Source organism: Romboutsia sp. 1001713B170207_170306_H8 (genome assembly GCF_015550495.1).
Taxonomy (GTDB): domain Bacteria; phylum Bacillota; class Clostridia; order Peptostreptococcales; family Peptostreptococcaceae; genus Romboutsia_E.
Map to the genome: position 1 here is coordinate 912,135 of NZ_JADNAX010000001.1, position 23,097 is coordinate 935,231.

22 protein-coding genes, 1 pseudogene and 1 riboswitch are annotated in these 23,097 nt (G+C 27.4%); of the genes and pseudogenes, 20 read left to right on the forward strand and 3 right to left on the reverse strand.

The genetic code is table 11. The features are described 5' to 3' along the window. The first annotated feature begins 8 nt into the window (after nucleotides 1-8). Entirely contained in the window at nucleotides 9-896 is an 888-nt protein-coding gene (locus I2A66_RS04360) for a YegS/Rv2252/BmrU family lipid kinase (RefSeq protein WP_122640521.1), read from the forward strand. 70 nt (nucleotides 897-966) lie between these two features. Here I2A66_RS04360 and I2A66_RS04365 read toward each other — a convergent pair whose 3' ends face one another. Then, the gene (locus I2A66_RS04365) at nucleotides 967-2,631 is read right to left on the reverse strand and encodes a glutamine--tRNA ligase/YqeY domain fusion protein (protein WP_122640520.1); all 1,665 of its coding nucleotides are present in this window, start codon (nucleotides 2,629-2,631) and stop codon (nucleotides 967-969) included. A gap of 288 nt (nucleotides 2,632-2,919) precedes the next feature. Here I2A66_RS04365 and I2A66_RS04370 point away from each other — a divergent pair, with 288 nt between their 5' ends. The 10 genes from I2A66_RS04370 (at nucleotide 2,920) to I2A66_RS04405 (ending at nucleotide 11,183) form a co-directional block, all read left to right on the forward strand. After that, the gene (locus tag I2A66_RS04370) at nucleotides 2,920-3,570 is read left to right on the forward strand and encodes a hypothetical protein (protein ID WP_122640519.1); all 651 of its coding nucleotides are present in this window, start codon (nucleotides 2,920-2,922) and stop codon (nucleotides 3,568-3,570) included. 25 nt (nucleotides 3,571-3,595) lie between these two features. Next, nucleotides 3,596-4,162: a TVP38/TMEM64 family protein gene (locus tag I2A66_RS04375; protein ID WP_122640518.1), complete on the forward strand. Its 567-nt coding sequence runs from the start codon at nucleotides 3,596-3,598 to the stop codon at nucleotides 4,160-4,162. A 73-nt stretch (nucleotides 4,163-4,235) separates the two neighbouring features. Further along, on the forward strand, nucleotides 4,236-4,799 hold the full coding sequence (locus tag I2A66_RS04380) for a hypothetical protein (protein ID WP_147516529.1): 564 nt from the start codon (nucleotides 4,236-4,238) through the stop codon (nucleotides 4,797-4,799). 97 nt (nucleotides 4,800-4,896) lie between these two features. Beyond that, nucleotides 4,897-6,576 carry a hypothetical protein gene (locus tag I2A66_RS04385; RefSeq protein WP_122640516.1) on the forward strand — a complete coding sequence of 560 codons (1,680 nt, stop codon included), beginning with the start codon at nucleotides 4,897-4,899 and terminating at the stop codon, nucleotides 6,574-6,576. Between the two features lie 208 nt (nucleotides 6,577-6,784). Then, nucleotides 6,785-7,390: a hypothetical protein gene (locus I2A66_RS04390; RefSeq protein WP_122640515.1), complete on the forward strand. Its 606-nt coding sequence runs from the start codon at nucleotides 6,785-6,787 to the stop codon at nucleotides 7,388-7,390. A 151-nt stretch (nucleotides 7,391-7,541) separates the two neighbouring features. Then, nucleotides 7,542-7,712: riboswitch (Lysine riboswitch) on the forward strand. Between the two features lie 73 nt (nucleotides 7,713-7,785). Continuing rightward, nucleotides 7,786-7,965, forward strand: coding sequence for an amino acid kinase family protein (locus tag I2A66_RS17570; RefSeq protein ID WP_330615443.1), 180 nt, complete (start codon nucleotides 7,786-7,788; stop codon nucleotides 7,963-7,965). After that, complete coding sequence (locus tag I2A66_RS17575) at nucleotides 7,946-8,647, forward strand: aspartate kinase (protein ID WP_330615444.1); 702 nt, start codon at nucleotides 7,946-7,948, stop codon at nucleotides 8,645-8,647. The genes I2A66_RS17570 and I2A66_RS17575 overlap by 20 nt, the downstream gene beginning before the upstream one ends. Before the next feature lie 8 nt (nucleotides 8,648-8,655). Beyond that, the gene (locus I2A66_RS17580) at nucleotides 8,656-8,982 is read left to right on the forward strand and encodes an ACT domain-containing protein (RefSeq protein ID WP_330615445.1); all 327 of its coding nucleotides are present in this window, start codon (nucleotides 8,656-8,658) and stop codon (nucleotides 8,980-8,982) included. 16 nt (nucleotides 8,983-8,998) lie between these two features. Then, a complete protein-coding gene (gene lysA / locus I2A66_RS04400) occupies nucleotides 8,999-10,294 on the forward strand; it encodes a diaminopimelate decarboxylase (RefSeq protein WP_147516528.1) in 1,296 nt (431 codons plus the stop codon). Nucleotides 10,295-10,529: 235 nt separating this feature from the next. Next, nucleotides 10,530-11,183, forward strand: coding sequence for a tetratricopeptide repeat protein (locus I2A66_RS04405; RefSeq protein ID WP_147516527.1), 654 nt, complete (start codon nucleotides 10,530-10,532; stop codon nucleotides 11,181-11,183). A gap of 42 nt (nucleotides 11,184-11,225) precedes the next feature. Here the strand turns inward: I2A66_RS04405 and I2A66_RS04410 are convergent, their stop codons facing one another. Then, nucleotides 11,226-12,320: an AI-2E family transporter gene (locus I2A66_RS04410; RefSeq protein WP_195251030.1), complete on the reverse strand. Its 1,095-nt coding sequence runs from the start codon at nucleotides 12,318-12,320 to the stop codon at nucleotides 11,226-11,228. Nucleotides 12,321-12,511: 191 nt separating this feature from the next. Between I2A66_RS04410 and I2A66_RS04415 the strand changes: the two genes are divergently transcribed. From I2A66_RS04415 to I2A66_RS04455, 9 genes and pseudogenes are all read left to right on the forward strand, one after another. Further along, the gene (locus tag I2A66_RS04415; protein WP_122640512.1) at nucleotides 12,512-13,228 is read left to right on the forward strand and encodes a pseudouridine synthase; all 717 of its coding nucleotides are present in this window, start codon (nucleotides 12,512-12,514) and stop codon (nucleotides 13,226-13,228) included. Between the two features lie 11 nt (nucleotides 13,229-13,239). Beyond that, the gene (locus tag I2A66_RS04420; protein WP_122640511.1) at nucleotides 13,240-13,821 is read left to right on the forward strand and encodes a tRNA (mnm(5)s(2)U34)-methyltransferase; all 582 of its coding nucleotides are present in this window, start codon (nucleotides 13,240-13,242) and stop codon (nucleotides 13,819-13,821) included. A gap of 131 nt (nucleotides 13,822-13,952) precedes the next feature. Continuing rightward, the gene (locus I2A66_RS04425) at nucleotides 13,953-14,834 is read left to right on the forward strand and encodes a MurR/RpiR family transcriptional regulator (protein ID WP_122640510.1); all 882 of its coding nucleotides are present in this window, start codon (nucleotides 13,953-13,955) and stop codon (nucleotides 14,832-14,834) included. Nucleotides 14,835-14,960: 126 nt separating this feature from the next. Next, nucleotides 14,961-16,742, forward strand: a complete 1,782-nt coding sequence (locus I2A66_RS04430; protein ID WP_147516816.1) for a BglG family transcription antiterminator — start codon at nucleotides 14,961-14,963, stop codon at nucleotides 16,740-16,742. Nucleotides 16,743-16,833: 91 nt separating this feature from the next. Further along, nucleotides 16,834-17,751, forward strand: coding sequence for a 1-phosphofructokinase (gene pfkB / locus I2A66_RS04435; protein WP_122640508.1), 918 nt, complete (start codon nucleotides 16,834-16,836; stop codon nucleotides 17,749-17,751). A 13-nt stretch (nucleotides 17,752-17,764) separates the two neighbouring features. Next, complete coding sequence (locus I2A66_RS04440) at nucleotides 17,765-19,684, forward strand: PTS fructose transporter subunit IIABC (RefSeq protein WP_147516817.1); 1,920 nt, start codon at nucleotides 17,765-17,767, stop codon at nucleotides 19,682-19,684. A gap of 240 nt (nucleotides 19,685-19,924) precedes the next feature. Beyond that, nucleotides 19,925-21,007, forward strand: coding sequence for an SIR2 family protein (locus tag I2A66_RS04445; protein ID WP_195251031.1), 1,083 nt, complete (start codon nucleotides 19,925-19,927; stop codon nucleotides 21,005-21,007). 70 nt (nucleotides 21,008-21,077) lie between these two features. Continuing rightward, a pseudogene (locus tag I2A66_RS04450) lies at nucleotides 21,078-21,767 on the forward strand (DUF554 domain-containing protein). Nucleotides 21,768-21,870: 103 nt separating this feature from the next. Continuing rightward, entirely contained in the window at nucleotides 21,871-22,755 is an 885-nt protein-coding gene (locus I2A66_RS04455; RefSeq protein ID WP_122640505.1) for a kinase, read from the forward strand. A 56-nt stretch (nucleotides 22,756-22,811) separates the two neighbouring features. Here I2A66_RS04455 and I2A66_RS04460 read toward each other — a convergent pair whose 3' ends face one another. Beyond that, nucleotides 22,812-23,042, reverse strand: a complete 231-nt coding sequence (locus tag I2A66_RS04460) for a hypothetical protein (protein ID WP_122640504.1) — start codon at nucleotides 23,040-23,042, stop codon at nucleotides 22,812-22,814. Nucleotides 23,043-23,097 lie beyond the last annotated feature (55 nt).

The window sequence follows — 23,097 nt, forward strand, 5'->3', positions numbered from 1 at the left end:
GAGGCATTATGAAAAAGGTTAAACTTGTGTATAACCCTAATTCTGGAGAGAAATCTATCGTAGGCAAATTAGACACTATAATAGAAGTATATCAAAAATATGGATATGAGGTAGTACCATATAGACTAAATAAAGAAAATCCTACAAAAAATGCATTTAATGGAATGGATGGAAGCTATCATCATGTATTGATTTCGGGTGGAGATGGAACAGTAGATATTGTTTTGAATGCTATGAAAGAATTAGATATAGAAATTCCTATTGGAATTTTACCATCAGGGACGGCAAATGATTTTGCTAATGCCTTAGGTTTACCTTTTGATGTAAGAAATGCTATAGAGAATATAATTGTTTCAAAATCTAAAAAGATAGACATAGGCAAGGTTAATGATAAATATTTTATAAATGTAGCTAGTGCAGGAATGTTTACAGATGTATCTCAAAAAATAAATCCAGATTTTAAAAATTCAATGGGAAGAGTATCATATTATATAAAAGGTATAGAAGAAGCATTACACCTAAGGGAATTTAATATAAGTGTAAATTCAGAAGAAATAACATATAACGGTAAAATGTATTTAATGCTTGTATTTAATGGTAAGACAGCAGGGAATCTTAATTTAGCATATAAATCAGAATTAGATGATGGATACTTAGATGTTATTATATTTAAGGCAACGCCACCACCAAAGTCAATTCCAGTTTTTATAAATATTCTAAAAGGAGAACATCTAGATCATTATAATGAAGATGATTTGCTATATTTTAGAACTAAAAAAGTAACCATAAATTGTAGTGATGACTTAGTAACAGATATAGATGGTGAAAGGGGTCCTGATTTTCCTTTAGAAATTGAATGTATAGAAGATGGTATGGAAATTTTAGGTATTTATTAAAATTTAATAATTTATATAGAAAATGCTAGCTATTAAATTTTTAATAACTAGCATTTTTATTTTATATAAATTATTTTCCTGGTTTGAATGAGCTCTTAAGTGGAACTATTCTATTAAATACTAATTTATCTTCTGTAGTATACTTTGGATCAACACTGTAGAATCCATTTCTAACAAATTGGAATTTATCATAAGGTTTAGCATTTTCTAATTGAGTAGTTTCAGCAAATCCTTGTAATATTTCTATAGAGTTTTCATTTATTTGATCTAAGAAGTGCTTTCCTTCATTTTCTGGAGCATCATCTAATATTAATGGTTCAAATAATCTAAATTCACATGGTTTACAGTTATTAGCATCTACCCAGTGAATAGTTGCCTTAACTTTACGTCCAGTGAAACCTGATCCACTCTTAGTTTCTGGATCGTATGTACAGTGAATTTCAATAACTTCTCCGTTTTCATCTTTTACAACATCTGTACATTTAACGAAGTAAGCACCTTTTAAGCGAACCTCATTTCCTGGGAACAGTCTAAAGTACTTTTTAACTGGTTCCTCCATAAAGTCTTCTTGTTCTATATATAATTCTCTAGAGAATGAAACTTGTCTAGTTCCTTTAGACTCATCTTTAGCGTTATTTTCTATATCTAACATTTCAGATTGACCTTCAGGATAGTTAGTTATAACTAATTTTAAAGGCTTAAGTACACCCATTACAAGAGGAGCTTTAGGCTGTAAGTCTTCTCTTAAGAAGTGATCTAACAATTGACTATCAACCTTAGAATCAGCTCTAGCAACTCCTATTTCAGAGCAGAAGTTACGGATTGATTCTGGAGTATATCCTCTTCTTCTAACACCTGATATAGTAGGCATACGAGGATCATTCCATCCATCAACTACACCTTCATCAACAAGTTGTTTTAATTTTCTTTTACTCATAACTGTATTTGTTAAGTTAAGTCTAGCAAACTCTATTTGTCTTGGGATATTTTCCATTTCACATTCTCTTACAAACCAATCATAAAGTGGTCTTTGATCTTCGAATTCAAGGGTACATATAGAGTGAGTTATTCCTTCTATAGCATCTTCTAGTGGATGAGCAAAGCAATACATTGGATATATACACCACTTATCTCCTGTATTGTGGTGAGTAGAGTGTGCTATTCTATATATTATTGGATCTCTAAAGTTTATATTAGGAGAAGACATATCTATCTTAGCTCTTAAAACTTTTTCACCATCTTTGAATTCACCATTTTTCATTCTTTCGAATAAATCAAGGTTTTCTTCTATAGTTCTATTTCTGTATGGACTATCCTTACCTGGCTCAGTTAATGTACCACGGTATTCTCTCATTTCTTCTGGAGTTAAATCACATACATAAGCTTTTCCTTTTTTTATTAACAGGATAGCTCTTTTATACATTTCATCGAAGTAATCAGATGCAAAGAATAAGTTATTCCACTCAAATCCTAACCACTTAACATCTTCTTTTATAGAGTTTACATATTCAACATCTTCTTTAACTGGATTTGTATCATCAAATCTTAAGTTAACTTTTCCGTTAAATTCTTTTGCAAGCCCGAAGTTTAAGCATATACTTTTTGCATGACCTATATGTAAGTACCCGTTTGGTTCCGGAGGGAAACGAGTTATTATGCTGTCATGTTTACCTGTATCTAAATCATTTATAATTATATTTCTTATAAAGTTAGATGAATTAGTTTCATTTGACATATTTTGTACCTCTCAATTTAAATAAATTTCTATATAGTAAAAAGATACTATAATTCCATATTATTAATTTTAATCCAATCTGGCAAAAAAATAAAGATATAAATAACAAATAAAGATGAAATAATTTAATTTACGACAGATAGGAATTAAATATTATATTTAAGAGTATGAAACAAAATTAAATATTTTATGATAGTATTAGAAAGTTTTTTCTTGTAAATTATAATCATATAAAGTTAATTAAATCATTGTTATTTAAATATAAGTTTAATTATAAACTAAAAGGATGTGATCATTATAAAAGGAAAAAATATAATTATAGTAATAGTTGTAATAATAGCGATACTTATAGCAGGAATTTACTATATATTAACACCAGATAAAAAAGTAAGCATAAATACTCAATCCAATAGCATAACAATTGAAGAATTACTAAAAGGCGATTTTTTGGATTCATTTGAGATATTAAAAAATCCAATAAGACTAGAAGGGCGTTTATTATTATCAGAAAGTGAATTTAGAGATATAGTTTATACGGTAATGAATAATTATAATATTGAAGAATTCAAATATAGCAATATAAGTCTTCAGGAAAAGTACATAAAAGTAATATCACCATATAAATTCTTAAACTTAATTGATACACAATATGAAGTGAATATATATCCTACTATAGTTGATAATAATTTATATCTAACATTAAAGAATTTTAGAATAGGAAAATTGAAAATTAGTGATAGTATAGTACAGTCAGTTTTAAAATCAAAAGCAAATGCTTTACCTTTTGAAATTAATAAAAATGTAATTATAGTTGATAAGAGCTATATGCAACCTATTAATATAAAAACTATTGATATTAAAGATGATGAAGTTATTGTATATGTGTTGGTGACTACGACAGATATTATTCAATTTATAGGTGATTATAATACAAAATAATATGACAGCAAAGTAGGTGGAATAAGTGGAGCAATTATTATACTCAGTTTCTGAATATAAATTTTTAGCTGCAATTGTGGCTTTTTTATTAACTGCAATAGAGAGTTTTATACCTGTTTTACCACTAGTTGCTATAATACTGTTCAATGTATTTGTATTTGGATTATGGTTAGGCTTTTTTATATCATGGGCAGGTTCATGTATAGCAGCAGTACTACTATATTTACTAGCAAATAAGTTTTCAAAGTTAAAAATATTTGATAAGTATAAACATAAGTTTAATGATAAAAGAATTTCTAGCTATATAAAAAAACGAGGATTCAGCATAATTTTTATAACTTATGTTTGTCCATTTATTTCAGACTTTCTTATTAATATAATGAGTGGATTTATTGACTTAGATTTAAAAACTTTTATAAGTGGAATGGTTAGTGGGAAGTTTGTAATGTTTCTTTTTATAAGTTATGTAGGTGAAGATGTGACAGTTTTTTTTCATAGCCCGATTAAGGTTTTATTATTTTCGATATTTATTTTAATATCATGGATAATTGGACGAAATATGAATAATAAAATGCATTTAAATGAAGATTAGATTTGAAATCTTATGATATATGTGCTAAAATATATAAAGTTGATAAAACGTAAAATTAATTTAGGGGGAAAAAATGAAAAAGATATATATAGTAACAACTTATACAGGAACCGTATTATCTTATCTAATAAGAAAAATAAGTAAAACCCCGTATGCACATGTATCATTAGCATTAAATCAAGAATTAAGGCCAATGTACTCATTTGGAAGACTTAATCCCAAAACACCAATATTTGCAGGATTCGTTGAAGAAAATATAGATGAAGGTCTATATGCAATTAGAAAAAATACTATGTGTAGGGTGTACTCATTAGAAGTTACAGACGCACAATATTATCGTATATATAACAATATAATGTTTGTAAGTGAAAATAGAAAGAAATATGATTATGATGTAATGGCTCTTATATATTTAACTCTAAATAGACCAAGACAAGCAGATTATAAGTATGTGTGTTCTCATTTTGTTGCAGATATGTTAATTAAAAGTGATGTTGGTTTATTTGAAAGACCGTCATGTGGAATAAGACCAGATTCTTTTTATAATAATGAAAAGCTTAATTTAGAATATGAGGGACTTTTATCTCAATATGGTAAAGAGCAAAGAAGTTATGTATCTTATGTTGCAAAAATATAATAAACTACAATAAATACTCCTTATTTTATAAGGGGTATTTATTTTTTTGAAATAAATGGCTATAATGGTAATAACAACCATTTTGAAAGGAGTATTTATGAAAAAAATTATAAGATCATATGGTATAGCGCTAATTTTAGTTGCAATTTATGCATTTATAAAGCTTCCTGTACTTAGATTAGATTTTACCTCTGGTTTTTCAATGTTAATAGTATTCTTTATTATTGCTGGGGTATTAGATATGATGTTCGACAAAGGAGAGAGAACATCAAAAGCTGCAAAATACAATTTCTTTATAGCAATAGCTATGATAATATTTGTATCAGTAGTGCCATTTATTACTTCTTCCCCAATAATTCATGCAAAAGCATATAGAAATCTTATAGGAAACGTTGAAGAAAGTGATTTTGATAAAGATGTAAGTCCTGTAAGTGTAAATGATATTCGTATAGTAGATGAAGAAATGGCTATGAAGCTTGGAGATAAAAAGTTAGGAGAAATACCAGCTGTAGGGAGTGTATCGAAGCTTGGAGATTTCCATATACAAAATGTAAATGGTGAACTATACTGGGTTGCACCGCTTGTACATAGAGATATTGTTAAATGGATAACTAATTTAGACGGAACAAATGGATATGTAATGGTGTCTGCAAGTAATCCTCAAGATGTTAGGCTTGTACAAGAAATTGATGGTAAGCCAATAAAGATAGTGTATCAGCCTCAAGCGTATTTCCTTCAAGATTTACATAGACATATGTATATAAATGGAATTGTAAATTCTGGAATGACAGAGTTTTCATTAGAAATAAATGATGAAGGTAGACCATATTGGGTAACAAGCTTATATGAACATAAGATAGGTTTTAGTGGATCAGATGCTACAGGAGTGGCGGTAGTTGATGCTCAAACCGGTGAAGTTAAAAAATATTCTATAGAAGATGCACCAGAATGGATAGATAGAATTCAGCCAGAGCAATTTGTAGTAAATCAAATTAATGACTGGGGATTATACATAAAAGGTTTCTTAAATTCCGTAATCTCTGAAGAAGGAGTTTTGGTTGCTACTGAGGGAACGTCTTTAGTATATGGAGATGATGATAAATCATATTGGTATACAGGAATAACTTCTGCTGGTGCAGATGAGTCTACTATTGGATTTATTTTAGTAGATACTCGTACAAAAGAAGCTAAGTTATATAAGCAACCGGGAGCAACGGAAACTGCAGCAATGAGTTCTGCAGAAGGAAAGGTACAAGAGAAAAACTATGAAGCTACATTCCCTGTAATGTATAATATATTAGGAACACCTACATATGTTTCTGCACTTAAAGATAAAGCAGGTCTTGTTAAGATGGTGGCATTTGTATCAGTTGAAGATTTTGCAATTTTAGGACTTGGAGAAACAAAAGATGAAGCTTTAATAAATTATAGAGAAGCATTATCTAGCGAAGGTAACAATATAAGTATTGAAAATGATACAAGCAAAGCTAGTATAGAAGGTAAGGTTACTAGAATTAGTCCAGATGTAAAAAGTGGAAACACTAATTATTATTTAACATTAGATACAAATGAAAATATAATATTTACAGCAACATCAAAAGTATCTACAGAATTACCTTTAACAGCAGTTTCAGATCAAGTTAAGATTGATTATCAAGAAGGAAAGTCTGGAGTAGTTGAGATAATTTCATTTGATAACTTAAACATAGGTTCAAGTAAAGAAGAAGAGAAAGTAAAAAGTGACTCATCAACTAAAACTATAGAAGAAAATCAATAAAAATATATAAATAGTTATTAAGTTTTTAATTAAAAATAAAAAGAACATATCTTAGTATTTTATATACTAAGATATGTTCTTTTTTGTTATTCATAAAATGTGAATTATTATTTTTAGAAAAATATAGAAAAACAATCAATTTTTATAGGGACAATTAATATAATATTATTACAACTTGGTAAATTAATGACTCGAGGAGATATGCATTATGATGGGGTTAGAAAAAGATATACTGCTTTTAATTAGTAGGGTTAGATGTATGACAGAAACTCAGGTTGGTAAAGTTTTTTCAAGTAAAAAAAGACGTGGAAGAAAACCATTTAAGAAAACTTTAAGAAAAATGTGTAATGAATATACACTTAAAAAATATCCTTGCAATATAAACTATAGTGGATATAGAGATAATTCGTATGTATATTATTTAAATGGGAGTAAACAGTATAAGGGCAAGGAATTAGCTAAAACAGTAATAGGTTCTGAATTAGCAATTAGATTTAATTTAGGTGGATATGAGGTAAAAAGATTTTATAGAAATGTTAGAATAGATAACAAAAAATTTGATATATTTATAGAATATACAGACCACTATAATGAACTAAATCAACTTTTAGTAGATATAGATTTAGATCAAAAAATTGACAAGTCTAAATACTATAACCTAGAGAATAAAATTAAAAACTCGACGATTCCTTTTTTTGAAGTACCAAGAGTTTTAATAATAACATCAGAAATGAGAAATTTAGGAGACTTTGATTTTGATTCTGATGTTTGTGTTGTTGATTTAAGCTTAAATAAACTATTTAAGTATATATAGGCCTATTTTTTATATATAGGTCTATTTAATCATCAACATAAAAAGATATAGATTAATAAAATTTTACATAAATAAAAAATTAAAATAGTTGTAAAATTAAGAATAGTGTGATAAAAATTAATTATAAAATAAAACTTAATATATGAAATTTACCTAGGGTAGAGGTGCTGTAATTAATAGTAGTTTATAGAAGCTGGCAAGTGTTGATTATAAATGAAAGGAAGTGCAGCCGAAGAAAAATTATTGGCAAATAATTTTTCTGGTACTATACATAATATGTATAATACTGTCACTTAGTAATAAGTGGTGAGCTACAAGGTTACTTTGTGTATAAAAAAAACACCCAAAGTATACCTTTGGGTGTTTTTTATTTTACAACTTTCTAGGAGGGGGATATGAGTAGTATTATAGTTCAAAAGTATGGTGGGAGCTCTGTAGAAACTACAGAGAAAATTAAAAGAATAGCAGAAAATATAATTGATAGAAAAAAAACTAATGAAAAAATAGTTGTAGTAGTTTCAGCCATGGGAGATACTACTGATAATTATATAAAACTTGCAAAAAAATATAAGTAAAAATCCTAATAAAAGAGAATTAGATGCACTTATGTCAACAGGTGAAATTATATCAGCGTCATTACTTGCTATGTGCCTATCATCATTAGGATGCCAATCAATAAGTTATAATGCGTATCAACTTAATATACATACTAGTGGAGATCATGGAAAATCTCAAATAGATGATATAAATGTATCTAAGATAGAAGAAAGTTTAGATCATGGAAAGGTAGTAATAGTGACAGGATTTCAGGGATTAAATGATGAGGGTGATATTACAACTTTAGGAAGAGGAGGTTCTGATACATCAGCGGTAGCTTTAGCAGTTAAACTAAATGCTAAATGTGAAATTTATACAGATGTAGATGGAATTTACTTTACCGACCCTAGAAAGTATAGTAAGGCTAAAAAACTTAAAGAAATAGAATACGAAGAAATGCTAGAATTAGCTAGTTTAGGTGCACAAGTAATGCACTCAAGAAGTATAGAACTAGCACAAAAATATAATACAGAAATATATGTAGGTCTTTCATGTGGAGAGCGAAATGGAACATATATAAAGGGAGAAAATAAAATGAGATTAGAGGAAAAAGTCATAACAGGACTTGCAACTAGCGATGATGATGTTGCTATAACTATAAAAGATTTTAATTTAGATAAGGTTTTTAGTTTATTTGAAGATATTGCAAGTAAAAAATAAGTATAGATATGATCAGTCAAACAGCACCAATAAATGAAATTATAAATGTATCTTTTACTATACCTAAAGAAGATCTAGATGAATGTAAAGAGATAGCTAAAAAATATTCAGATAGCAAAAATATTGTTATTGATGATCATATAACAAAGTTTTCATTAGTAGGGTCTGGAATGAAAAACACAGCAGGTGTTATATCAAAAGTATTTAAAATATTCAAGGAAAATAATATTAATGTTAAGCTTATAACTACATCAGAAATAAGAATAACTTGTGCTATAAACTCTTTTGATAAAGATGTTGCAATAAATGAAGTGGCAAGAGAATTTAATGTATAAAATTTAGGAGGCTATTATGAAACTACATGGAAATATGTCTATTAGAAATAACACGCTATATATTGGAGGCGTTAGTTGTACAGAATTAGTTAATAAGTACTCTACACCACTTTATGTATTTGATGAAGGTTTAATTAGAGAGAATTGCAGAAAATATAATAAGTATTTTAAAGTAGAGGAAAATAAAAATAAAGTTGCTTATGCAGGTAAGGCATTTTTAACTTTATATATGTGTAAAATCATAAAAGAAGAAAACTTATGCCTAGATGTAGTTTCAGGAGGAGAATTATATACTGCTCATAAAGCAGGTTTTCCAATGGAAAATGTATTATTTCATGGAAATAACAAAACTATAGATGAAATTAATATGGGCATAGAATTAGGAGTAGGTAGATTTGTTGTAGATAACTTTTATGAACTTGATATAATTGAAGATATTTGCAAAAAGAGAAATAAAGTACAAGAGATATACTTTAGAATAACTCCTGGAATAGAAGCTCATACTCATGATTATATAAAAACAGGTCAAATAGATTCTAAATTTGGATTTGTATTAATAAATGGAGACTTATATGAAGCTATAGAAAAACTATATAAGTATAAAAATATAAAGTTAGTTGGTTTACATGCACATATAGGTTCACAGATTTTTGATATAGAGCCATACATGGACGAAGTTGATATAATGATGGATTTAGTTAAAGAAATAAAAATAAAGTATAATATAGATTTAAAAGAAATAGACTTAGGAGGAGGTATAGGAGTATATTATACCAAAGAGGATAATCCTAAAAGTATACAAGATTTTTGTGAAGCTATAATAAAAAGGGCAGAGCAAAAATGTAAAAAAATTGGAATAAAAGTACCAAAGCTCATTATAGAGCCGGGAAGATCAATAAGTGCAAATGCAGGCAGTACACTGTATACAATAGGATCTATTAAAGATATAAAAGATGTAAGGACATATGTTAGTGTAGATGGAGGTATGACTGATAATATTAGACCTTCATTATATAAAGCGGGATATGAATGTAGTGTTGTAAATAAAATGAAATATGAAAAAGTAAATAAAGTGACTGTAGCTGGAAAGTGCTGTGAAAGTGGAGATATATTGATAACTCATGCTAATGTAATGGATATAGAAAGTGGAGATATATTAATAACGACTTCAACTGGAGCTTATGGTTACTCAATGGCATCTAATTATAATAAAATACCTAAACCAGCAGTAGTAATGGTATCTAATGGAAATCATAGGCTTATATGCAAAAGACAAAATTATGAAGAGGTAATAAACTTGGAGTTAATATAAAAAAAACCTTGAAAGCAAATTATTCTTTCAAGGTTTTTTTTATATTAAAGTTAAAAATTCTCAAATAATAAGCTTAGTAATTTGTAAGAATATAAGAATAAGATTAAATATAATTCTTTGAGAGTATAAGTATAAATTAGGACGGAAAATGCGATTTTAAATAATATTAACCTAAAATATGACAAAATATGTTGAATTATGGTAAAATTAAGTTAAGGTAATAAGGAGGTAACAAATGAAGATAAAAATAGTTTTAATCGTAGCTTTATTATCAATACTTATGGTAGGATGTACTAAAGGTGAATCTGAAAGTACATTTGTTGAAGATGGAAAAGTAGCTTTAGAATCACAAAAATATGGTGAAGCAATGAAATTACTTTCAAGTGCGTTAGAAGAAGATAATGCTGATGAATATGCAAGAGCAATGTATATGCAAGCAATGAAAATGTTAAGTGTAGAAGAGTATAAAGGACAAGGAAATTATAAAAAAGCTATAGAAGAACTTGAGGCTATAACTAGCATCAAAAACGGATCTAGTAAAATAAAAAGTACAGCATCAAGTGAATTAAGTGAAATGAAAAAATTATATGAAGAACAACAAGAAGCTGAAGCTAAAAGAAAAAAAGATGCTAAGTTGGCTGCAAGTAAAGGAGCAAGCAAAGCTAGTTGGGAATTGAAAAAATATGAGGAAGAGTCTAAAAAAGAAGATGAGGAAATAATAGAAGAAGGTAGTAACCAAGAAAATAGTAATGAAGGAGAGCAACAAACTCCTAATATTCAAAATCCAACAAATCAAATACCTTCTAATGGATCAAATCAACCACTTCAAAATAATAATATAACGACAAATACTCCAAATAACATTACTCAGGAGCCTATAATACAATAAAAGTTGTCCATAAATTTGGACAACTTTTTTATTTAATATATTTTATTTTGAATCATTTATATATAATCTTTTTTCTACATATTTATCAATAGAAGATTTTATAATAGCTGCAACAGGAACAGATAAGAAAACGCCTATTAATCCGAATAGACTTGAACCTATCAATACTGCAGAAATTATCCAAAGTGGACTGAGTCCTACTTGATCTCCCATTACCTTAGGTCCTATAAAGTTTCCATCTACTTGTTGTAGAATTAGTATAAATATAGCAACCCAAAGTGCCTTTACAGGACTATATACTAATGTCATAAGTATAGGTGGAACTGCACCTATAAATGGACCAAAGTAAGGTATTATATTTGTTACAAAAACTATAAATGATAAGAATAGTGAATTCTCTATCTTTATAACAAATTGGAATACAACAAATGCAATTAAACCAACAATAAGTGAGTCAATAATTTTACCTATCATATAGTTATAAAATATCTCATGAGACATTTTAAAAAATGAAACAGTTTCATCAGCTTTAATCTTATTAACTGAAGCATAAAGAATCTTTTTACAACCTAAACCTATTTTCTCTTTATCAAATATCATATATATAGAAAGTATTAATCCCATTATTATATCAAACAATAAAGATGTAATACTTGATATATGAATTAAAAGGTTTGAAGAAAATGCAGTAAGAATATTTACTACATTAGTTAATATACTATTTAAGTTATCTTGTATATGAGGGGCTATTGTATTGAAAAACTCAGCTTTAGTCATATACTTTCCTAAAATTTCATTGAACATATCAACATACGTTGGAATCTCTTTTATTAATGTATTTAAAGTATCAACTATTGAAGGAATAAGTAGCTTAAATCCTAAGAAAATAAGTATAAATACTAATATATAAGATATAAGTATGTTCAATAGTCTATGAAGATTAAACCTCTTTTCAAAAAACATTACCAATGGATTAATTAATAATGCAATTAATATCCCTATTAAGAATGGACTGAAAAAGCTTGCAATTCCGCCTATTCCAGATATAACCTGCATAGGATTATTGATAAATTTATAAAGCAATATAGTTATAAAAGCCAAGAATATGTAATGATTTATATCTTGTTTTGAAACCATGTGACCTCCTACTTGTTAAATATTTTAAAATAAGTATATACTATAATTAATAGAAGTTAAAGGTATATTATAATTAAATATTTAATATTAAGAAATTTGTAATAAAAACTTTGATTTTACATTGTATGTATTATATTATAATAAGGAAATAAAAATAGTATTTAATAAAATTTACAAGAAAAGGTGAACATATGAGAATTAATAAATATATAGCTTCTTGTGGGATAGCATCAAGAAGAAAAGCAGAAGAAATAATATTAGATAGAAGAGTAAAAGTTAATGGAGAATTAGTTACTGAATTATCTTTTAATATAGAGGAAGCTAAAGATATAGTTGAAGTTGATGGAAAGGTAATATCATTAAGTGAAAATTTAGTATACATAGTATTAAATAAACCAGAAGGATATATTACAACTGTAAAGGATCAATTTGATAGGCCAAGTGTATTAGATTTAGTAAGCGATATAAAAGAAAGAGTTTATCCAATTGGTAGACTTGATTATGAAACAAGTGGGCTTTTAATACTTACGAATGATGGAGATTTAACATATAAATTAACACATCCAAAGCATGAGGTAGATAAAACATATGTAGCTTTAATAAAAGGAGAACCTACATATGAAGAACTTAAAAACTTTAGAGAAGGATTAGAAATAGAAGATTATAAAACCGCTCCAGCAAAAATAAGAATAGTAGATAAAAATGAAGAAAAGAATTACTGTAAATGTGAAATAAAAATACATGAAGGTAGAAATAGACAAGTTAGAAAAATGTGTAGGGCAATAAATCATCCCGTACTTAGACTTAGAAGAGTTGCTATGGGAGACATAAAGCTTAGAGGAATTAAGGTTGGAGAGTATAGACATTTAACTAAAGAAGAAGTGGAGTACTTAAAAGGTATAAAATAGAGGTGTAGTAAATGATAAAGGCAAAATTTTTAACTAAGATTACAGAAATAAATAAATTATTTATAGAAGATGTAATAAGTGATGGAGATGTAGTAATAGATGCTACTATGGGTAATGGATATGACACAAAATATCTAGCAGAAAAAGTAGGACAAAATGGATTTGTATATAGTTTTGATATACAAGAAGAAGCTATTAAGTCAACTAAAAAAAGATTAGAAAAAGCTGACTTACTTGATCGTGTGCAATTAATACTTGATGGTCATGAAAATCTAGAAAACTATGTAGATAAAGAAGTATCATGTGTATTGTTTAACTTAGGGTATTTACCAAGGGCTGATCATAATGTAATAACTAAACCAGATACAACACTAAGAGCAATAGAATCATCTTTAAAACTTCTAAAACCTCACGGTATAGTTAGTTTAGCAATATATACAGGTCATGAAGGTGGTATGGAAGAAAGAAATTGCGTTTATGAGTATGTACAAGGTTTAGATCAAAATGAGTTTAATGTACTTGAAAGTAAGTTTATAAATCAAATAAACAATCCACCTCAACTTATATTAATAGAAAAGAAAAAAGAATATTAAAAATCTAAATTGTGCATAATTAAATTTTTTAGAATCACTATTTAAAAAATATATACAAAAGTGATATAATAATTTTAGAAACTCTAAAGGTTTAAAAGAACAGTGTTTATACTGCTTAAAAGGAGAAATTTATGGACAATAGTGAAAGAATAGATATGAAAGATGGTAAACGTCTTATTTCAAATATACAAACTCAATATGCTAGGCTTAGTAAAGGTCAAAAGCTTATTGCACAATATATATTAAATAACTATGATAAAGTAGCATTTATGACAGCATGTAAATTAGGTGAGACTGTAGGTGTAAGTGAATCAACTGTAGTTAGATTTGCAAATGCTTTAGGATACTCAGGTTACCCAAAATTACAAGAAGCATTACAAGAACTTATAAAAAATAAATTGACTACAGTTCAAAGAGTTGAAATGACTCATAGTGAATATACAGATGATACAACTATACTTAATAAAGTATTAAAAAGTGATATAGAGAACATAAGAGATACTTTAGAAGGTATAGATGAAAATGCCTTTAAAGGTGCAGCAGATAAAATACTAAAGGCAAGAAAAATATATATACTAGGTATGAGAAGCTCATTTACAATAGCTCAATACTTAGGATTCTACCTAGATATAATACTTGATAATGTTCATATAATAAGAATGGATATGGGGGATGCTTTTGAACAAGTTGTTAGAGTTAATGAAGAAGATGTACTTATAACAATAAGCTTCCCAAGATATTCAAGAAAATCCTATCAAGTAGCTAAATATGCTAAAAGTAAAGGTGCTCATATAATATCAATAACTGACAGTATGTTTGCTCCAGTAGCATCTATTTCAGATAATAAATTACTTGTAAAGAGTAATATGGCTTCTTTTGTTGATTCATTAGTACCAGCACTTAGTGTTGCTAATGCACTAGTAATATCAGTTGGAATGAAAGAAAAAGAAGACATAAAAGAGTATTTTAATGATTTAGAGAATATATGGAAAGAATATTCGGTGTATGAATAAAAATATATAACCCAAATAAGACATGTTAGAGAGAATAATAATATTGTTTCTAATATGTCTTTTTTTATTAAAAATAAAGTGATATTATAAATTTAGCAATAAAATTACATAAAAATGGGTGAATTCATGAGTATAAATATGAACAATAGAGAATTAAAAATAGTCAAAATATTAAGAAATTCTGTAGAGCCAATGAGTAGCATTGCTTTAAGCGAGGAAATTGGTTGTTCTACAAAAACTATACAAAGTGATATAAAAAGTATAAATAAAGCTTTACATAAAAGCAAGATAGTATCTATAAGAGGTATTGGATATAAACTAGAAGGAAGCCTTGAAGAGTTAGACGTACAAACTAATTTGTATGATGATATAGACAGAGTAAGCTTTATTTTAAAAAAGTTGATAAATATAAGTAAAGAAAAAGAAAATTTTATTAGAATAGAAGATTTAGCTGACTTAATGTATGTTAGTTCTTCCACAGTAAAAAATGATTTAAAGGAAGTAAAAAGGATATTAAGTCAAAATGATTTAAAAATAATTACTAAGCATAAACAAGGTATTTGTATAGATGGTGATGAAGAACAAGTAGCAAAACAAATAGTTAATTTATGTAATAATAAAAATAATAAATTAGGTTTAAGTGACTTTTTAAGTAATGAAGTAAGTAACAGTATGTTTGATATAAAAAATAGAGTCTTAAATGTATTAGAAAGTGAAGAACTTTTAGTTACTGATTTGGAATTTAAAAATATAGTTGATTATATATTAATATTTTTAAGTAGGAGCACAGAAAATGAAGATTTAATTATCAATGAATATTTAAGATATTATAAAGTAAAAAGAAATGAAATTATAAACAATGATGTTTATAAGGAGAAAATAATAAATTCTATAAGAACTTTTTGTATGGAACTAAAAATAGTTACCAATATAGATATTACTAAGGATACAATATTTGAAGAGTGTTTATACAGTCATATAAGTAATTTGTATAAAAAGATAGAGCTAGGAATAAATGATTCTTATTATATAAGTTCAAATGAAATAAAATTAAAGTATGCTTTTGCTTTTGAACTTGCAAAAATTGCAAAAAAGGTTATAGAAGGTAACTTAAATATAATAATAGATGAAGATGAAACAGCAAATATAGCAATACATATAGGAGGAGCTATAGAAAGAAGTAATAATTATAATAGGAAAAAAGTTTATAAAGCAGTTATTGTATGTACTTCTGGTATTGGTACATCAATGCTTATAAAATCAAAATTGGAAAACTTATTTGCTGGAAAAATAGAAATAATTAAGGTAATACCAGCATATTTAACGGATTATTTAAAAGTAATAGATACGGACTTTGTAATTTCAACTGTACCTATAGAGTTAGATAATACACCTTTAATAAAAATATCACCTTTATTAACAGAAAAAGAAATTAAAATTATAGAAAAGTATATAGAAACTGAAAAAATATATAAAGATATAAAAGTGGAAGAACTTCTAGATAAAGATCTATTTCATAAAAATTTAGATTTCTCTACAAAGGAAGAGGTTATAGAATATATGTCTAATTTTCTATTAGAAAAAAATTATATAGATATAGATATGAAAAATTCTTATTTTGAAAGAGAAAAAATTGCAACAACAGAAATAGGCAATATGCTAGCAATGCCACATAGCTCAAAAGGTAAAGTTTTTAAAAATAAGATAAGCATAGGCATTTTAAAAAATCCTATATACTGGGAAGTAGGAGAAGTAAGATTAGTTATAATGCTAGCCATAGATAAAGATCATATATTAGATTATGAAGAATTATTTTCTAATATTTATAAAAGAGTAGACTCAATAGCAAAAGTAATAAGTATATGTGAGAATAAAAATTATGAAAAGTTTAAAAATATGTTTAAGTAAATTTCTCTTTTGACTAAGAGAAATTTTCTAACTTTCAGAGAAAATGTTTTCTATGTAATATAAAGATATAAAAAAAGATAGAGGTGAAGTCATGATATATACAGTAACATTAAATCCTGCAATTGACTATTTAATAAAACTAGATAGCCTAAACTTAGGTAGTGTAAACAGGGTTGAAGATGAAAAAGTTTATGCTGGAGGAAAAGGTATAAACGTATCAAATATGCTACAACAGCTAGACTGTCAGAGTACAGCTTTAGGTTTTGTAAGTGGATTCACTGGAGATTTTATAATAAAAAGCTTAGAAGAAAAAGGAATTGAAAATAAATTTATAAAATTAAAAAATGGATTTACAAGAATTAATGTAAAGATTAAAGGGAATGAAGAAACAGAGATAAACGGTCAAGGTCCACTTATAAATGAAAATGAACTAAACGAGCTTTATAAAATAATAGATGAATTAAATAGTGAGGATATATTAGTTTTAGCAGGGAGTATACCATCAACACTTAGTGATAAATTATATGAGAATATAATGGAAAGAATAAAAAATAAGGAAATAAAGGTAGTAGTTGATGCAACCAAAAGTTTATTATTAAATGTATTAAAATATAAGCCATTTTTAATAAAACCAAATAATCATGAATTAGAAGAAATTTTTAATGTAAAGTTAAGTTCAAATAAGGACATAATAAAATATGCTAATAAATTAAAAGAAATGGGTGCAAGAAATGTATTAGTATCTATGGGAAAAGAGGGAGCATTATTAGTTACTGAAAATGGTGATATTTATACAAGTAATGTAGCTAAGGGTGAAGTTAAAAATTCTGTAGGAGCAGGAGATTCTATGGTTGCAGGTTTTTTAAGTGGATATGTAATGACAAATAAATTTGATGAAGCTCTAAAGCAAGGTGCTGCATGTGGCGGAGCAACAGCATTTTCTTATGATATAGCAACAAGAGAATTTATAGATGAAGTTAAAAAGCAGATTATAGTAGAAAAAATATAAGGAGTGATATATTATGAAAATTACAGATTTAATAGATAAAAAATCTATTAATTTAAATTTAAAGTCAAGTAATAAGCCTGATGTAATAGATGAATTAGTTGAATTAATGGATGATAGCGGAAATTTAAATAATAAAGATGAGTATAAAAAGGCAATACTTTCTCGTGAAGAATTAAGTACAACAGGAATAGGAGAAGGAATAGCAATTCCCCATGCTAAAACTAAAGCAGTAAATAAAGCATATCTTGCAACTGGTGTGAGTAAAGAAGGAATAGACTATGAAGCCTTTGACGGAAGCTTAGCACATCTTTTCTTTATGATAGCGGCCCCAGATGGAGCAAATGATACACACCTTCAAGTACTAGCAAGACTTTCAACAATACTTATGGATGAAGAGTTTAGGAAAAAGCTTATAAATGCATCTTCTAAAGATGAGTTTATAGAATTAATAAATGAAAAAGAGAAAGAAAAATTCCCAGAAGAATATGAAGCGGATGAATTAGAAAAAGATGCAAAGGAAATAAAAGAAGATATATTAGATGAGAAATATCCTAAAGTATTAGCTGTAACTGCTTGTCCAACAGGAATTGCACATACTTTTATGGCAGCAGAAAGTTTAAATAAAACAGCTAATCAAAAAGGGATTTCAATAAAAGTAGAAACAAATGGTTCTTCAGGAGCTAAAAATGTATTAACTAAAGAAGAAATAGCTAATGCAACCTGTATAATAGTTGCAGCTGATAAAAATGTTGAAATGGCAAGATTTGATGGTAAGAAAGTTATAATAACTAAGGTTGCTAATGGTATACACAAAGCAGATGAGCTTATAGATAGAGCTAAAAATGGAGATGCGCCAATATATCATCATAGTGGAGAAAATTCAGGATTAAATGATGGTTCTAGTGAAGACGAAAGTGCTTTAAGAAAAGTATATAAAAATCTAATGAATGGTGTTTCAAATATGTTACCATTTGTTGTTGCAGGAGGTATATTAATAGCTTTATCATTCTTATTTGATAACTACTCAATAGATCCTTCAAATTTTGGTAATAATACGCCATTAGCTTCATACTTAAATACAATAGGTAACTATGCATTTGGATTTATGTTACCAGTACTTGCAGGTTATATAGCATTCTCTATAGCAGATAGACCAGCAATGGTAGTTGGTTTTGTTGGAGGATTAATGGCAAAAGAAGGTGGAGCTGGCTTTTTAGGAGCATTAATAGCTGGTTTCTTAGCAGGATATATAGTAGTTGGACTTAAAAAGTTATTTAGTTTCCTTCCACAATCTTTAGACGGAATAAAACCAGTGCTTTTATTTCCACTGTTTGGAACATTATTGATAGCGATATTAATGACTTACATAGTAATGCCTCCAGTAGTTGTGATAAATGAAGCGATGAATAGTTTCTTAATGGGACTTGGAGGAAGTTCAAAAATTATACTTGGTATAGTTGTAGGAGCAATGATGGCTGTTGACATGGGTGGACCAATAAATAAAGCAGCATATGTATTTGGGATAGCAGCTTTAGATGCAGGTCAGTATGAAGTAATGGCAGCAGTAATGGCAGGTGGAATGGTTCCTCCTCTTGCAATAGCACTTGCTACAACATTCTTTAAAAATAGATTTACAGAAGATCAAAGAAAATCTGGTATAGTTAACTATGTAATGGGACTATCATTTATAACTGAAGGTGCAATACCTTTTGCAGCAGCAGATCCACTTCATGTAATACCTGCATGTGTAGCTGGTTCAGCAGTGGCTGGAGCATTAAGTATGGTATTTGGATCACAACTTAGAGCTCCTCATGGAGGAATATTTGTTTTACCAGTTATATCTAATCCATTAGGATATGCTATAGCAATAGTTGTAGGTTCACTAGTAGGAATGTTATTATTATCAATACTTAAAAAACCAATAGAAAAATAAATAAAATATCTGCTTAAGTTAAGTTTTACTTAGGGGCAGACATAAAATAAAAATTCTAGTTATATAGCTGAAATAATGCTACAAATAGCTAGAATTTTTATTTTGTGCTTTGTGACCTAGAAAAACTTACAAATAAGCAGTTTTTTTATTTTATAGAAGAAGATTAAGAATATCTTGTGTAAAAAGTCATAAGATAATTGAATAAGACGTTTGACTATAGGATAGTTAGGAGGATGAGTAATGAAGATTTCTATATTTTTAGGAGCAGGTGCGTCTGCTGCTGAGCATTTACCTATTCAAAGCGAATTATTTAGTGAGTACTTTAGAGATCTTAAGCCTAGTGATTATAACAAGGAAATGAATAAGGAGCTACATAGATTTTTTAAACAAATGTTTAATATAGATTTGAAGAAAGATGATATAGATAAAGTTAATTTTCCTACTTTTGAAGAAGTTCTTGGACTTTTAGATTTAGCAGAGCAAAGAAGAGAATTTTTTAAAAATTTTGCTCTTGAGCTAGTTAATAAAGAAAGTGATAGTATAAGATTTATTAGACAATATCTAATTCTTTTAATGGCTTATTCTGTTAATAAGAAAAATACTAATAAATATCATAAAATGCTCATTGATAATTTACTTAAATCAAACTTACTTTTAAATACTACTTTTATTAGTGCAAATTACGACATTATTATAGATAATACTATTGCAAAACTATATGATAAAGAAAAATTACCTATTATGCTGGATTATGGTATAAATTTTGCAAATTTTAATAAAGATGGAAATTGGGTAAAACCACTTGATCCTATGATTAAGTTGTATAAGATACATGGATCATTAAATTGGATGTATTGTCCTATTTGTAGTAGCTTGACTTTAACTCCTTATGAAGGAGGAGTAATGAGAATATTAGAAGATTCAGAAGGAGCTAAATGTCTAAATTGTGGAGAAAGTACAGTTCCCATAATAGTGCCTCCTACTTATTTTAAAGATATATCGAATGTATTTTTGAGTAATGTATGGAATGAAAGTGAAAAAGCTTTAAGAGATAGTGATATATTAATATTTTGTGGTTATTCATTTCCAGATGCAGATATACATATAAAGTATATGATAAAAAGAGTACAAACAAGTAGAAAGAAACCTCCTCTTAAAATATTAGTATTCAACAATCATCAAAATAAGCCAAGAAGTTCTTTAAAAAAAGAAGAAGATAGATATAAAAGATTTTTAGGTGAATATGTTATTTTTACAAATAAATCTTTTCAAGATTTTGCTAAAAACCCTACTGAATATATAAATTTAGTATTTAGAGAATAAAAGTTAATTGAGAATATTCATATAGTAATATAGACTAATAAGTAAAATAAATTAATTGGGGGAGCATATGATGCTAGGAACAATAGTAAATACATTAGCTGTAATATGTGGATGTGTAGTAGGATTATTAGTAAAAGGTGGTATACCTGAAAAAGTAAGTAATACTGTTATGAATGGAATTGCTTTATGTGTCATATATATAGGTATATCAGGCTCATTAGAAGGTGGTAATATTTTAATTACTATTATGTCTATGGCAATTGGATCAGTAATAGGAGAGCTAATAGATTTAGACAAACATCTTAATCAATTGGGGAGATATTTAGAAATGAAATTTTCTAAGAAATCTGACATAGATATATCAATAGCACAAGGTTTTATATCAGCAAGTTTATTATTTTGTGTTGGAGCAATGGCAGTAGTTGGCTCGTTAGAAAGTGGATTAAGAGGTAATCATTCAATATTATTTGCAAAATCAATATTAGATGGAATTTCATCTATAATATTTACGGCATCTATGGGAATTGGTGTAATATTTTCATCTATAGCAGTATTTTTGTACCAAGGTATAATAACTATAGGAGCATCATATTTATCAGCTATACTAAGTAATGATGTAGTAAGCTAAATGACCGCAGTAGGCAGTTTATTAATTATGGCATTAGGGCTTAATATGATAAAAGCATGTAATATTAAAGTTGCAAATTTGCTACCAACTATGTTTATTCCTGTAATTTTGGCGATTTTCGGCATAGTTTAAAAAAACTTTAGACAAATTCCTCATTTAGAAGGAATATTGATAAAATAATCAAATTAATTATATATTAATTTATTTAATTTAATAAAAAGGAGGCAAATGATATATGATTACATTTGATATAAATGGGGCTATTGTAGAATTTGATGATAGTATGGATAACTATAACAGTATAAGGAAGTTATTTCAAACTTGTGCTTTTGATACATCTAATACGTTTGAAGAAGATTGTTTAAATAATACCCATACTATGAAGCAAATTGCAGATAAAGCACTTATATTAGGAGAAGAATTAATTGATAATGTCATAAAAAAAGGAGTAGAGACAATAGTTACTTATAGAGTAATAACTATAGACTTTAATATTTTTAAAGAGCAATACTGTAAAAAATATTTAGATTTTAGAAGGCTATTTAATAATCTTATAAAAGAACATACAAATTCACATGGTAGAGGTAAAAAGAATAATAACGTAACTAAGTTTTATGAAATAAAACCAGTAATTAAAAAACTCGCAGAATATGTATATAATGATTGTTTTAATATCCATTATGCAGTTATAGATGCATTATTAGATAATAATGTAAATAAGGTACATAGATACATAGATAATAAAGCCATAAGACAAGCAAATGCACTATTTAATAACTATAAGGATGGATTCATAGGAAAACCTGATGAATGTAAGGTAGTAAAGCAAATAATATCATTAAATCCATATAGATTAGATATATATGAGTATTTTATAAAAGAAGATGGAGATTTTTCAGGGGAAATAGAAAGACTAACTAACTATTTAGGGTATGACATAAAAGAATATAAAGGAAGATTAATGGATATGTATATAAAAACATTAATGGAAAATGATAATGGACTAGATATAGAAGTATCAAAAGAAAAAGTAAAGAAATATGCAAAGTATATAGGGTGTGAAGATGATTTAATTTATATTACTAGACTTGATGCAATATATACTTTTGAAAATGCTTAATTAAGAATTTAAAAGTAAAAAGCTTCTACTGCTAATAAAGTAGAAGCTTTAATCTATTATTCAATATAGTCATAATCATCCATATCATAGTAAAAATCAATTTGGCTCTTATTATCCAAAGGAAAATCATAAAAATCATTATCGTAATAAATATCTTGGTCTAAAAATAATGTATCATCGTAGTCATCGTAACTTAAGTTTTCGTCAGATAAAATATTACCTTTAAATATAGAAGTACTATTTTTTTTATTATAGCGTTTTCTAAACAAACTAAATTTCTTGATCATAGACCACACCTCTTAAATAATTTATCACAACTTAATTATATGCTTATAAATATAG